This window comes from Polynucleobacter sp. 31A-FELB, from assembly GCF_018882405.1.
Classification (GTDB): domain Bacteria; phylum Pseudomonadota; class Gammaproteobacteria; order Burkholderiales; family Burkholderiaceae; genus Polynucleobacter.
The window spans coordinates 50,262-64,297 of the sequence record NZ_JACVOO010000002.1 but is presented as its reverse complement, the minus strand read 5'-3'; the positions used below and the strand labels follow the sequence as shown (position 1 = coordinate 64,297).

General features: G+C 46.7%; 12 protein-coding genes and 1 riboswitch. Of the genes, 2 read left to right on the top strand and 10 right to left on the bottom strand.

Annotation, left to right across the window (positions count from 1 at the left end; genetic code table 11):
- Positions 1 to 96: 96 nt before the first annotated feature.
- Genes glmS through ICN30_RS01865 form a run of 5 tightly spaced genes read right to left on the bottom strand, consistent with a single transcriptional unit; the run spans position 97 to position 5,570 of the window.
- Complete coding sequence (glmS, locus tag ICN30_RS01885) at positions 97 to 1,929, bottom strand: glutamine--fructose-6-phosphate transaminase (isomerizing) (protein ID WP_216229698.1); 1,833 nt, start codon at positions 1,927 to 1,929, stop codon at positions 97 to 99.
- Entirely contained in the window at positions 1,929 to 3,404 is a 1,476-nt protein-coding gene (gene glmU / locus ICN30_RS01880) for a bifunctional UDP-N-acetylglucosamine diphosphorylase/glucosamine-1-phosphate N-acetyltransferase GlmU (protein WP_216229697.1), read from the bottom strand. Before glmU ends, glmS begins: the two co-directional genes overlap by 1 nt.
- Complete coding sequence (gene ttcA, locus ICN30_RS01875) at positions 3,401 to 4,309, bottom strand: tRNA 2-thiocytidine(32) synthetase TtcA (protein WP_215386946.1); 909 nt, start codon at positions 4,307 to 4,309, stop codon at positions 3,401 to 3,403. The genes glmU and ttcA overlap by 4 nt, the downstream gene beginning before the upstream one ends.
- Before the next feature lie 29 nt (positions 4,310 to 4,338).
- Positions 4,339 to 4,734 carry a dihydroneopterin aldolase gene (locus tag ICN30_RS01870; protein WP_216229696.1) on the bottom strand — a complete coding sequence of 132 codons (396 nt, stop codon included), beginning with the start codon at positions 4,732 to 4,734 and terminating at the stop codon, positions 4,339 to 4,341.
- A gap of 14 nt (positions 4,735 to 4,748) precedes the next feature.
- Positions 4,749 to 5,570, bottom strand: coding sequence for an SDR family oxidoreductase (locus ICN30_RS01865; protein ID WP_370623610.1), 822 nt, complete (start codon positions 5,568 to 5,570; stop codon positions 4,749 to 4,751).
- Between the two features lie 25 nt (positions 5,571 to 5,595).
- On the opposite strand from ICN30_RS01865, the gene ICN30_RS01860 reads away from it, so the two are divergent.
- Positions 5,596 to 6,783 (top strand): class I SAM-dependent methyltransferase, encoded by a 1,188-nt coding sequence (locus ICN30_RS01860; protein ID WP_216272829.1) that lies wholly within the window; start codon positions 5,596 to 5,598, stop codon positions 6,781 to 6,783.
- A gap of 4 nt (positions 6,784 to 6,787) precedes the next feature.
- Here ICN30_RS01860 and ICN30_RS01855 read toward each other — a convergent pair whose 3' ends face one another.
- Genes ICN30_RS01855 through ICN30_RS01845 form a run of 3 tightly spaced genes read right to left on the bottom strand, consistent with a single transcriptional unit; the run spans position 6,788 to position 10,780 of the window.
- Positions 6,788 to 7,927, bottom strand: a complete 1,140-nt coding sequence (locus ICN30_RS01855; RefSeq protein WP_216272828.1) for a polynucleotide adenylyltransferase — start codon at positions 7,925 to 7,927, stop codon at positions 6,788 to 6,790.
- A 4-nt stretch (positions 7,928 to 7,931) separates the two neighbouring features.
- On the bottom strand, positions 7,932 to 8,840 hold the full coding sequence (locus tag ICN30_RS01850; protein ID WP_216229693.1) for a complex I NDUFA9 subunit family protein: 909 nt from the start codon (positions 8,838 to 8,840) through the stop codon (positions 7,932 to 7,934).
- 23 nt (positions 8,841 to 8,863) lie between these two features.
- Positions 8,864 to 10,780 (bottom strand): lytic transglycosylase domain-containing protein, encoded by a 1,917-nt coding sequence (locus ICN30_RS01845; RefSeq protein WP_216229836.1) that lies wholly within the window; start codon positions 10,778 to 10,780, stop codon positions 8,864 to 8,866.
- Between the two features lie 97 nt (positions 10,781 to 10,877).
- Here ICN30_RS01845 and ICN30_RS01840 point away from each other — a divergent pair, with 97 nt between their 5' ends.
- Complete coding sequence (locus tag ICN30_RS01840; protein WP_255533051.1) at positions 10,878 to 11,501, top strand: 5-formyltetrahydrofolate cyclo-ligase; 624 nt, start codon at positions 10,878 to 10,880, stop codon at positions 11,499 to 11,501.
- On the opposite strand, the gene metF is transcribed toward ICN30_RS01840, so the two are convergent.
- Entirely contained in the window at positions 11,491 to 12,321 is an 831-nt protein-coding gene (gene metF / locus ICN30_RS01835; protein ID WP_216178665.1) for a methylenetetrahydrofolate reductase [NAD(P)H], read from the bottom strand. The genes ICN30_RS01840 and metF overlap by 11 nt on opposite strands.
- Before the next feature lie 56 nt (positions 12,322 to 12,377).
- Positions 12,378 to 13,823 carry an adenosylhomocysteinase gene (ahcY, locus tag ICN30_RS01830; protein ID WP_216272826.1) on the bottom strand — a complete coding sequence of 482 codons (1,446 nt, stop codon included), beginning with the start codon at positions 13,821 to 13,823 and terminating at the stop codon, positions 12,378 to 12,380.
- Positions 13,824 to 13,884: 61 nt separating this feature from the next.
- A riboswitch (S-adenosyl-L-homocysteine riboswitch) is annotated at positions 13,885 to 13,996 on the bottom strand.
- Positions 13,997 to 14,036: the final 40 nt, after the last annotated feature.

Sequence of the window (14,036 nt, the reverse complement as noted above, 5' to 3'; positions counted from 1 at the left end):
GACCCTACAGAATCAAGGGAATAAACCCAGTTGATTGGATTACGCCTGGGTTAATGAAGTTACTTGGAATTTTGAGGTGAATCCACCCCAGAGAAATTACTCGACGGTAACGCTCTTTGCGAGATTACGCGGCTTGTCTACATCAGTACCCAGGGCGCAAGCGGTGTGATACGCCAGTAGTTGCAGTGGAACTACATGCAAGATTGGGGAAAGATTTCCATAGTGCTCAGGCAAACGAATCACGTTGATGCCTTCACTGCTAGTAATTTCGGTATCTTGGTCTGCAAAGACGTACAACTTACCGCCACGGGCTTTGACTTCCTGCATATTGGATTTGAGCTTTTCCAGCAAGTCATCTTTTGGGGCTACTGTTACCACTGGCATCTTTTCAGTAACCAGGGCTAATGGTCCGTGCTTTAACTCGCCCGCTGGATAAGCTTCAGCATGAATATAAGAAATCTCTTTTAACTTGAGCGCACCTTCAAGGGCAATTGGGTAATGCATGCCACGACCCAAGAACAAAGCATTTTCACATTTAGCAAATGCAGTGCTCCAAGCCATGATCTGCGGCTCAAGCGCTAACACTGCATGCAAAGCTTTTGGCAAATGGCGCAAGTCACGCAAGAGCTCTTTCTCTCGCTCAGGACTTACTTTGCCAGCACGCTTAGCCAATGAAACAGCTAACAGATATAGGGCAACCAATTGAGTAGTGAAGGCTTTAGTAGAGGCCACGCCAATCTCAGTGCCAGCCTTGGTTAAGAAATTCCAATTCGTTTCGCGAACCATGGCGCTACTTGCAACGTTACAAATTGCCAACGTGTATTGATGTCCTAAAGCCTGGGCATGACGTAAGGCCGCCAAAGTATCCGCAGTCTCACCAGACTGGGAGACCACCACAATTAATGTATTCGGGTTAGGAACAGTTGTGCGATAACGATACTCACTAGCAATCTCTACCTGCGTCGGTATGCCTGCTAAATCTTCTAACCAGTATTTAGCAACGCAAGCGGAGTAGTAACTAGTGCCGCAAGCCAATATCAAAATTTGATCAAACTTTTTCCATTGCTCAGGATTTGCATTAAAGAGTTCTGGACCAAAGCTAGCAATATTGGCAAGCGTGTCGCTAATTGCTCTTGGTTGCTCAAAGATCTCTTTCTGCATGTAGTGCTGATAAGGACCTAGATCTACGGAGTCAGCTTGAGCTGGCATTGATTTTTGCTCACGCTGCGCTGTCTTACCTAACTGATCAATGATCTCAACGCTATCCGCCTTAAGAATAGCAACATCACCTTCTTCGAGATACATCATTGAATGTGCGCGACCGGCCAAAGCCAGTGCATCAGAAGCAAGGAAATTTTCATTCTCGCCAAGCGCTACAACCAAGGGCGATCCAACGCGTGCACCGACCAAAATATCTGGACGATCTTGCGCAATCACACCGATCGCATAGGCACCATGTAAGCGCGGCAATACAGATCGCACTGAAGCAACTAAATCAACCTGCTCGCTTGCTACATAAGCTTGATGAATTAAATGCGCAATCACTTCAGTATCTGTTTCTGAAGTAAATACGTAGCCAGCAGATTTCAGCTCGGTGCGCAGTGACTCGTAATTTTCAATAATGCCGTTATGCACCACAGCGATTAATCCACCAGAAATATGGGGGTGTGCATTTTGTGTATCAGGCTTGCCGTGCGTTGCCCAGCGGGTATGCGCAATACCTAAAGTGCCATGAAAATCTTTCCCCTGCTCCGCTAACTCGGAAACACGGGCTGTCGTGCGAGCACGTTCAATGGGGTGCTTGGCATCATCACCATTAATTACGGCAAAACCACAGGAATCATATCCACGGTACTCAAGGCGACGCAGGCCTTCGATCAATACCTCAACAATATTCTTACGCGATGCTGCGCCAACGATTCCGCACATTATTTTTTAGCCTTCACGGATTTTTTAGCAGCTACTTTCTTTATTGCTACCTTCTTATCTGCCACTTTCTTTTCCTTCTTTACTGGGCGTTGCCACTGTAAAGAGATTTGCTTAGCGCGCGACACGGTAAGTTGATTAGGGGGCGCATCTTTAGTCAGAGTCGTGCCTGCACCCAATGTGGCGCCACGACCAACACGCACTGGGGCAACCAACTGAGTGTCCGAACCAATGAAGACATCATCTTCAATAATGGTTTGGTGCTTATTCACACCATCGTAGTTACAAGTAATCGTACCTGCACCGATATTGACTCTAGAGCCCACAATGGAATCGCCAACGTAAGCTAAGTGATTAGCTTTGCTATTGGCGGCAATCTTGCTGTTCTTCACTTCTACAAAATTACCAATGTGCACATCATTCGCCAAGTCAGCACCTGGGCGTAAGCGAGCATAAGGCCCAATCAGCGAACTTGCGCCAACTTTTGCACCGTCAATATGGCTGTATGGGTGAATAGTGACATTCTTACCAATCACGCTATTGCGAATGATGCAGTACGGGCCAACTTTTGTGCCCGCAGCTAAAGTTACGCAACCTTCAAATACACAACCCACATCAATAAAGACATCGGTACCGCACTCCAACGTTCCGCGAATATCAATGCGTGCTGGATCAGCCAATGAAACACCGGCATCCATTAGTACGTTTGCTTGGTTTAATTGATGCACGCGCTCTAAAGCAGCCAACTGATCGCGACTGTTAACGCCAACAGTTTCATATTCAGCATCAGCTTGCGCAGTGCGAATGGGCACACCATCTTTAACCGCCATCGCGATGACATCAGTTAAATAGTATTCACCCTGGGCATTGCTCGCTCGCAAAGACTTCAACCATTTCTTGAGTGAATTGGTTGGTAGAACCATGATGCCGGTATTGATTTCTTGAATACGCTTTTGCTCTGGCGATGCATCTTTTTCTTCAACAATCTCCTTTACAGAGCCGTCGATATCTCGCACGATACGACCATAGCCCGTTGGATTGCTGAGATTTTGAGTCAGAAGTGCTAATGCAGAATCTTGACCACGCACACCATCAGCCAATTTAGCTAATTTAGAGAGCGTCTTTTTACTTGTAAGTGGCACATCACCATAGAGAACCAAAGTAGGTTCATTTACATCTAGCTTAGGCAGTGCTTGTAATAAAGCGTGTCCTGTTCCTTTTTGCTCGGCCTGCAGTGCAGTGCCCACTTTGCCGAAGCGAGAATCTTGCTCGCCGACTGCTTGAAGAAACTCTTTAACATCGGCTGCGCCGTGACCAACAACAACGATGGGGCCAGTTTTAGCGCTCTTGCCTTGTAGATCTAGAGCGGTATTGAGAACGTGCTGGAGAAGGGGTTTCCCGGCCAAGGTTTGGAGAACCTTGGGTAATGCGGACTTCATCCGCTTTCCCTGCCCAGCAGCCAAAATAACGATGTTCATAAAGAGGGATTATAAGACCCCTGAATCAGCGTTCCGCAGGCTATTTCATCGATTTCTGTCTCATCAATCGCTTTGTCACCAGCCGATCTGGCAGCAATACCCGACAGCTCTGTAGAAATCTCGAGATTCTTGAAATCAAAGGCCTCTCCATCCATTAAATGGGATGGCACGATATGGTGCATTGAGCGAAATAGATTCTCGACACGCCCTGGGTGCTTTTTCTCCCACTCGCGCAGCATCTCTTTCATGGCACCGCGCTGGAGATTGGGCTGACTGCCACAGAGATTGCACGGAATAATTGGGAAGTTCATATCTACTGCGTAACGTTCAAGTAACTTTTCAGGAACATATGCGAGGGGACGAATGACAATATGCTTGCCATCATCAGATCGCAACTTTGGCGGCATACCCTTGAGCTTGCCAGCAAAGAACATATTCAACATCAATGTTTCTAAGATGTCATCACGATGATGACCTAAAGCAATCTTGGTAGCACCCAACTCATCTGCAACACGATACAAAATGCCACGACGCAATCGAGAGCAAAGACCACAAGTCGTTTTTCCTTCTGGAACGACACGCTTGACAATGCTATAGGTATCTTGGTTTTCAATGTGGTACTGAACACCCAAAGCTTTTAAATAGTTCGGCAAAATCTCTGCTGGGAATCCTGGTTGCTTTTGATCCAAATTGACAGCAACAATTTCAAAATCAATTGGGGCACGCTCGCGCAACTTCAATAGAATATCGAGCATGGCATAACTATCTTTACCACCCGATAGACAAACCATTACTTTGTCACCATCTTCGATCATGCCAAAGTCACCAATTGCTTGGCCAACTAAACGGCAGAGCTTTTTCTCAAGCTTGTTTTCTTCGAAGACGACTTTACGAATATCACTCATGGCTACTAAATCTTTTCCGAAATTTCTCTTTAAGCCTGCTTAATCCGAAATACTTCAACGCCAACAGAGTGGCAATCTGGATAGACATCAGGCTTAGCTGTACTAACGCGAGCCGCAATGACCTTCGGATGCAAGAGCATCGCAGTCACGATGTCGTCGCAGAAGGTTTCCTGTAAGTGGATATGACCCTGGGAAGACCGTGCCTTAATGGTTTCACGCATGAAGTCGTAATCCACAACCTCTTCCAACAAGTCTTTAGAAGGAGTGTTCATATTCAAAGGAATGTAGAGATCAACATTGAGAATGACGCGCTGCTCAGCCTTCTTCTCAAAATCATGCACACCGATATTGATATAGATTTCATAGTCACGCAGAAATAAGCGACGGCAATCAACTAAAGCGGGATGAGAAAGAATAGCGTGCATAAATTTTTTAACTTTTAGTTTGTTTTAAACATCACATCGCGTGATGATGGCAATAGATGTTGTCCGCCATCCACATATAAGGTGGTGCCAGTGATCGCATTTGAGCTTGCTAAAAATACGGCTGCTTTTGCAATATCACTTGGTGTTGATGACTTACCCAATGGCGTCATCTGATGCGCCTTAGTAAAACCTGATTCAGTTTGATCGCCTGAAGTCAGCGTAATACCGGGAGCCAAACCAATCACCCGTAAGTGCGGAGCAAAATCTACTGCTAACACCTCAACTGAAGTGAGTAGTGCAGCTTTAGATAATGTGTAAGACAAATAATCTGGATTGAGATTAATCAATTTTTGATCGAGCAGCTGAATTACCGAGGGAATTGATAAATTACTCTCGCTTGCTTTCTTTGTCTGGCTCTTTTGATAGTCAAACATTAATTGAGACAGCAAGATAGGTGCAGCCAAATTGACTTGCATGTGGTCTTGCAAACTTTTACCGCTGAGCGGGGTGTCTGAATTAGCGCGATCATATTCAAAGATTGAAGCGCTATTCACGAGACACTCGAGGTCTTGAAACTCAGCAACAACTGCGGCAAACAGAGAATGAATTTCTACTTCGCTAGCGAGATCAGCCTTAAATGCCACGGCCTTACGCCCTAAGCCCTGGATTTCCGCAACGGTAGCCTGGGCATCTGCGGCAGACTTGCCATAATGAATCGCAATATCCCAGCCCTGACGAGCAAATTCCAAGGCAATTTCTCGGCCAAGACGCTTGGCAGCGCCGGTCACTAAAACTGCTTTATTTTGCTGAGGTTGTAGGTTTGAACTCAAGTTCACTTAAATTCTCTTAGACTAGCGAGCTATGGATATTACCTTGACCAGCCTTGAAACGGCTCATACCGAGCTTCTTAGCCAAAAAATAATGGGCGAAATCGCCTCTAATGGCGGCTGGATGCCCTTTTCAAGGTATATGGAAATGGCTTTATATGAGCCAGGTATGGGTTATTACAGCGCTGGAGCCCACAAATTGGGTACTGGCGGTGATTTCACGACAGCCCCAGAGCTCTCCCCCCTATTTGGCGCTGCCATCGTAGAAACCCTTTTACCGATTCTGGAGGGCCTTGAAGCTCAAGGGCTTCCTACCCAGATTCTGGAGTTTGGCGCCGGGACCGGTAAGTTGGCTGAATCCATTCTTACCCGACTTCACGATCTTGAATTTTCCTTAGATCACTATGACATCATCGAGATCTCGCCAGACCTAGCTCAAAGACAAGAAGAACGCCTCAAGCAACTTACCGAGAAACTAGCTCTATCTACTCAATGCAATTGGTTAAGCTCTTTACCTAGCAACTTCAAGGGCATCATTCTGGCCAACGAGGTAATTGATGCCATCCCTTGTGACGCCATCATTTTTCAAAATGGCTTTTGGTATCAACAAGGCGTCGCTGTAATTGATGGCAAGCTTGCTTGGTCAACAGGACAACCCGTTGAGCAGTCACTGCTTCCAGAGACCTTACTCACCGGAAACTTTTCTGAAGGCTACCTTACTGAATTACATGCGCCCGCAAATGCTTGGATGCGCCAAGTAGCCAAGCATCTCGATACCGGACTCTTCCTCACTTTTGATTACGGATTTCCGGAGAGCGAGTATTACCATGCACAACGCCTAGAGGGCACGCTCATGGCGCATCATCGCCATCATGCTATTCAAGATCCATTTCACCTTCCGGGACTATGTGATTTAACAACGCATGTGGAATGGTCGCAGATTGCCCGCAGTGCACTCGAGGAAGAAGTTGATGATGTCTATCTCAGCAATCAGGCATCTTATTTGCTAGATGCGGGCATTGGCGATATTGCATTGGAGATTGGCGACCCTAGCAACCCAGAAACCTTCTTACCTATTTCGAACTCGCTGCAAAAACTATTATCTGAAGCGGAGATGGGCGAGCTATTCAAAGTCTTTGCATTCTCAAAGAAACTGTCTGAGGTATTGCCAGACCACGTCTTAGAAGACCTACCGGGCCTTCGGGGCAGAAATCGGCTGTAAGTTTTTAAATGCTTACGGCTGTAGTAATAGCTAAGAGTCGCGCAGCATCTACTGCACTGCGAATTCTTTCACCGTTAGATCTCTGGTCTGCAGGAACACTTTCAATAATTGAGGCCGTGTTGAGCGATTGAGCATTTTGCATTGCTGAAATTAAAGCGCTGACATTCAAGCCAATACGCTTTGCTAAATTCAACAAAGCATTTCCACGCTCAGGCTTACGCCAAACGTCTGCACGATTAAACCAGGCCAATATATCTGCAGGCTGATAGCTAATACCTACATCGTTGACCGATTTCTCGATGAGTACATTAAGCTCACTAAATATTTCACTGAAATCACGCACCTCATTTGGCATCTTGACGCACTCTGCCCACGAGCGAATTTCACTGGCAGGTAAATGCATGAGAGTGACGCCGCATCGATCTTCGATACGGTTGTCTGCTGCATGCAAATGTGCAATGAGTTGCCCGCGGAATTCTTCTTTAGCCAAATGGGATGTCAGCGTTGCCGGCAGCAATACCCTGGCTGCATCAGCATCTAGTAGAACTTGGAACATTCGCATGGGCTTATCGGCAGTAAAGCCTCTGGCCAACTCCTGCCAGATTCTCTCAGCTGAGAGCGCTGATAATTCATTGGATTGAACGATAGCCTGCAAAGCAGCCATGGTTTCTGGCGCAACAGTAAATTCTGGAAAGCGCGCTGCAAAACGCGCGATACGCAATAGACGCAAAGGATCTTCAGCAAATGCATCGGACACATGACGAAATACTCTAGCCGCTAGATCTTGCTGACCGTTGTAGGGGTCCAAAATAGGTCCCACCCATTTGCCATCAGCACCAACCTCTTGCGCCATTGCATTAATAGTCAGATCACGACGCTCTAAGTCTTGCTCTAGCGTGACGGTCGGGTCGGCATAAAACATAAAGCCCTTGTAGCCTTTGCCCGTCTTACGCTCTGTGCGAGCTAAGGCATATTCAGCCTGGGTATCTGGATGCAAGAACACTGGAAAATCTTTGCCCACTGGACGATAGCCCTGGGCAATCATCTCTTCTACGCTAGAACCAACCACCACATAATCAATGTCATGCACCGGCAAACCCATGAGGGTATCCCGAATGGCGCCACCAACAGCGTAGATCTTCATGAGCTTATTTCATGCCTTCTAGGGTGCGGCGGCTGATACCAAAAACTTTAGTCAAAGCATCCACACCATTCAGTGGCAAGATATTTGGCAACTGCATTGAAGCAATATTGTCGCGAGACATCAGGGTTGGAACGGGCAGGAACTCAAAAGCCAAAGCTTGAAGATAGCCAACAAAAGCAGGCACAGGAATGATCGCGCATTTTGTGTTGACCTTATGTGCAGCAAATTCCACAATTTCTTTCATGGTGTAAACGGTGGGCCCCACCAAATCATAAGATTGATGAATGGTTGATGGCATCTTCAGAGACTTGGTAAATGCACTAGCCACATCATCCACGCTCACCGGCTGAAACTGTGCTCCGGAGTTTGCTAAAGGCATTGCGGGGAATAGCTTGGTTAACTTGGCAAATAAATTAATAAATTGATCTTGAGCGCCAAAAATCACTGACGGCCTAAAAATAGTCCAGTCAAGATTGCTAGCTTTTACTGCGGCCTCGCCATCACCCTTACTGCGCTGATACATCGATGGACCATTCGAATCCGCGCCCAATGCACTCATGTGCAAGTAACGCTTGAGACCATGTAACTGCATGGCAGTGATGATGTTTTTAGGGAGCTCTACATGTGCAGCTTCAAATACTTTTCCGTAAGGCTGTGCAGGCTTGTCATGCAACACACCCACCAAATTAATGACTGCACCACCCGGCTTAATTCGTGAGCAAAGTTCTTGCAATGAATCAAACTCATGCACATCAGCATCCTCTAAGTGCACTTTCGGCAGCATTCGCAATTCACGCGCAGATGCTAAGTGTCTAGTCGGCAATAAAACGGAATAGCCCTCCGCTTGCAATTGTGCCGCCAAGACTCTACCTACAAAACCGTTACCGCCAATTAGCAGAATGTCATATTTCATAAAACTCCAATTTGGTTGAAATACTAAGGTAGCTCAGATGCGTTTGCCGCTTTAGGAGTAATCACACCTAAACGCTGCTTTAAAGACTGCGACTGCCCATGCATCACCGATGAATAATACGTTGCATTGGCTAAAACATTTTTTACATAAGTGCGCGTTTCATTAAACGGAATAGTTTCTGCGAAGATCGCACCCTCTGTAGGGCTGGTGAGTTTTTCCCGCCAAGTTTTAGAGCGTGATGGGCCCGCGTTATAAGCAGCAGACGCCAGAACCCAAGAACCATCAAGGTCTCCTAAGACCATATTTAAGTAATTACTACCCAAAGTGAGATTGGTATTGGTATCAGCAAGTTTGTCATTGGTATAGGAGGTCATGCCAATTTTCTTTGCCACATACTTTGCTGTATTCGGCATTACCTGCATTAAGCCTGAAGCGCCAACGGATGAAGAGGCATTCATGATGAAACGTGACTCTTGACGAATCAGTCCATAAGCCCAAGCTAAGTTCAAATCAATTTGCTTAGCAATTGGGGATAGCTCATCCCGATATGGGGTTGGATAGCGCAAGCTAAAGTCATGCTCCTGCTTGGTACGATCCGCCGTATTCACTACGCGGTCATACAAGCCAATACGCTTGGCATACTCAGCCGCTGCGAGCAACTGCTTATCGCTCATATTGCGCAACTCCCAATTCCAGTCACGATTGCCTTCAAAGCGTAAATTCATGGCATAGAAGCGCTCACCCCGAATAAACCCCTTACGTTGAGACATGGCGTCAATTTCTGCATCGCTCACTTTGGTGCGCACAGGTGCATGATTCGATTTACCTAGATCTTCTCGTGCAAGCTGTCCATAAAAGTTGTACTGGTCAGCAACAAGCTCGAGGTTCTCGCGAGCCTTTTCATTTTGGCCCTCCACTTTCAATGCACGCGCATACCAATAAGTCCAAGCGGGATCTTTGCTACGCACCGCAGGATTCATGCCTTCAATTGCATTCTTTACCAGCGTCCAATCCTTAGCGCGCAAACCCGCACGGACTTTCCACTCTTGCCCCTCAGTAGAAAGAAGCTCGTTGTAGCCTAGCTCCTGTTGAAGGCGATACGCATCATCTGCATTGGGGTCTAATTTCTTTGCGAGGAATTGACCAATCACACCCCAAGCAACCGCCTGATTCTCTTTGCTGTAACGAGATGCATTTTGTGAAAAATCTTTAAACGCTTTTGCAGGATCTGCTTTAGCAGATTTAACAATCTCAGCAATAGGATCCTCGCCACCCAAGCGACGCGACATCGTGTCAAAACCCATCTCGCTAGCAGCGCGACCAATCGCCTTTGCTTCGCTCGGCGTCATACCGCCAGCACCAACCAAAATAGGCACTAATTCTTGGCAAGCCTGACCGAAATAACGTGGGTCCAATAATATTGCGCGTGCATCAAGCCCCACTTTTGTTGGGTTCTCACCTTGAGCCAACTTCGATTGCAAGGAATAGCATTTCACTTGAGTGTCATCATCCAAAACAAACTTGGAGTATTCAGCATCAAAGCGAGACCAGTCTTTACGCTTACCTAAAACAAGCAACCAATCATTGCGCATCCGATCAGCTAGTGCAGTGCCTTGGTATTGATTTAAAAAAGCTACCACTTGAGAGTCCACATTGCTGTCGGATCGAGCACCACCAGCGCCATCAAATAACTGTGGCTTGATACGGAAATAAGCTACGTAATCGTCATATGGGTAATTCGAGAGGCTGGCAGCTAAGGCCTGTGTGCGAGCCACATCATTTCGTTTAGCAGCCTCACGCAATTCAATAAAGGTACGATCACCTTCGGTAATTTCAAAGGCTGAAACTCTGCTTTCTTTGGCGGGGGCGACTTTCTTGGCTTTTTCTGCAGAAATGCTAGGCGCAGCTACTGCCAGAGCCAGAAATAAAATTCCGCCCATCGTTTTTTGCCAGCCACTAAAAACATGAAACTTCTTTTTCACCGTCTTACCTTATCGATTTACTATATCTCTTAATTTTCGCCTGATAATGGTCGATATGCACGGCAATTCTCCAAAATCGCTACGGCAGGACTTACTAGCCCAAAGGAAACAGTTTGCGGCTAGCGCAAGCTATCCGATGGCACGAGAAGCTATTTCGGCTGGCCTAGCCAGTTTTCTGGGCGCCCATGGCGCTCAAGTTCAATCTATTGCCCTGTATTGCCCTATACAAGATGAGTTGGATCTGCGGCCTCCTTTATTAGCTTGGGCTGAGAGTGGCGCAGGCAAAACACTGGCCCTCCCTTTTGCGCGCCCTGATAAACATTTAGATTTTTATGCATGGCAAGAGGGCGATCTACTAATTCCAAGTCGCCATGGCGTTCCGGAGCCAGACCCTAATAACCCCCGCAGACCTCAAGTCACTCCAGACTGCATCTTGATACCCTGCGTGGGCTGGTCAGAATCCAAGGTGGGCGATAAAACACATTATTGGCGCCTTGGGTATGGGGGTGGCTACTTTGACCGCACCCTGGCTCAGTTGCGTAAAGCCAAACCAAGCCTACTATGCATCGGCATAGGCTTTGATTGGCAAAAATTAGATGATGCTCAATGGCAGGCTCAAACGCATGATGAACCTTTGGATGCCATGCTGACTGAGTCAGGCTTATTAATTACTTATTGAGACTGAGATTGTCTGCAATCGCTAAAACGGCATCCGCTTGATTCAGTGAATAGAAATGCAATCCTGGAGCGCCAGCAGTTAAGAGTTGATCACAAAGATCCGTAACTACCTCTTCACCAAACGCACGAATCGAAGCGGTGTCATCACCATAAGACTGCAAACGCAAACGAATCCAGCGCGGGATCTCTGCGCCACAAGCATCTGAAAAACGCAGCAACTGAGTGCTATTAGTAATCGGCATAATTCCAGCGATCACTGGCTGAGTAACGCCCAAGTCATACGCCTCATCAACAAAGCGGAAGTACGCATCGCTGTTATAGAAATACTGAGTCACTGCCGAATTGGCTCCAGCCTTCATCTTCTGCACAAAGAAATCCACATCAGTCGCTGGCGACTTAGCCTGAGGATGACTTTCTGGATATGCGGCCACATCAATGTGGAACCAGTCACCAGTTTCAGCACGAATAAATTCGACTAATTCATTTGCGTGATGGAACTCACCATACTGACCCATGCCAGATGGCAAGTCGCCACGTAAAGCTACGATACGTTTAACGCCTAAAGCTTGGTACTGCTTCAACATTTCGCGCACGCTTTCACGTGAGCTACCAACACAAGATAAGTGAGGGGCAACCGCTGCGCCTGCAGCATGAATATCACTCACCACTTTTAATGTGCCGGATTGAGTAGAGCCACCAGCACCAAAAGTCACAGAATAAAAAGCGGGCTTGAGCGTTTCACTAAAACGCTCGCGCACGAGATGCAGCTTGCTCTCACCTTCAGGTGTTTTTGGAGGGAAGAATTCAACGCTTAATTCCATGATCTTGGGCCTGTATCTCTATTTCTCTATTGAATAATATCTAGCAAGGGTACAAATTAATAACGGTAGTGGTCAGCCTTGTATGGGCCTTCCTTCGTTACGCCAATGTATGAAGCTTGCTGATCTGACAATACAGTTAACTGTGCATTCAATGTCTTGAGCTGCAAACGAGCAACCTTCTCATCCAAATGCTTAGGCAAGGTGTAAACGCCGACTGGGTATTTATCTGTGCCAACTGCATTCCACAATTCGATCTGCGCAATCACTTGGTTCGCAAATGAAGAACTCATTACATAAGATGGGTGACCTGTGCCGCAACCGAGGTTAACCAAACGACCTTTAGCCAGGATGATGATGCGCTTCTCAGGATTGCCATTAGCTGCTGGGAAAATCACGTGATCTACTTGTGGCTTGATTTCTTCCCACTTGTATTTCTCGATACCAGCAACATCAATCTCGTTATCGAAGTGACCGATATTACAAACGATGGCTTGGTTCTTCATCTTGATCATGTGGTCATGTGTAATCACATGGTAGTTACCTGTTGCAGAAACAAAGATGTCTGCCTTATCTGCAGCGTAATCCATTGTGACAACGCGGTAGCCTTCCATCGCTGCTTGTAATGCGCAGATTGGATCTACTTCAGTAACCCAAACTTGAGCAGACAAAGCACGTAGAGCTTGAGCTGAGCCTTTACCCACATCGCCGTAACCACAAACCACTGCAACCTTACCGGCAACCATGACGTCAGTAGCGCGCTTGATCGCATCAACTAAAGATTCGCGGCAACCATAGAGGTTATCGAACTTGCTCTTAGTAACGGAATCGTTCACATTAATTGCCGGGAACTTCAAGTCACCTTTTGCGAACATCTGATAGAGACGATGTACACCAGTTGTGGTTTCTTCAGTTACGCCTTTTACTTTTTCTAAGCGTGTGGAGTACCAAGTTGGGTCTTGCGCCAATTTCTTTTTAATAGCCGCGAACAAAATAGTTTCTTCTTCGCTTGTTGGATGATTCAAGCAAGCTTGATCTTTTTCAGCGCGTGCACCGAGGTGCAATAACAAAGTAGCATCGCCACCATCATCCAAAATCATATTGGTAAAGCCACCATCAGCCCACTCAAAAATACGATGGGTGTAATCCCAGTACTGCTCAAGAGTTTCGCCCTTGATCGCAAACACTGGAGTGCCGTTAGCAGCAATAGCTGCAGCAGCGTGATCTTGTGTAGAGAAAATATTGCAAGATGCCCACTGCACTTCAGCGCCGAGAGCTTCAAGCGTCTCGATCAATACTGCAGTTTGAATGGTCATGTGCAATGAACCAGTGATGCGTGCGCCACGCAATGGTTGCTGCGAAGCGAACTCGTCGCGAATTGCGATGAGGCCTGGCATTTCAGTTTCAGCAATGGCGATTTCTTTACGGCCAAAGTCAGCCAAAGAAATATCGGCAATAGCGCAACGGGTTGCTACAAAGTTGTTTAAATCGGAAACGGTACTCATGAATGCTCCAGCTAAATACGATCCAATGCTGGAGTAGGAACTCGCTAGCCATTGAATCATGGGTTAGCGAGCGCAGTTGCAATTAGCAAACTCTGGGGTTACCTAGGAGTCCACTCCCTTCAAGCCTGGGGAAACGCTGGTTCTCAGCATTCCTTGCAACGCTCCTTGAAGGTATGGCGAAATTGTAATCAATTTCGCCATATTTCGCCTCAA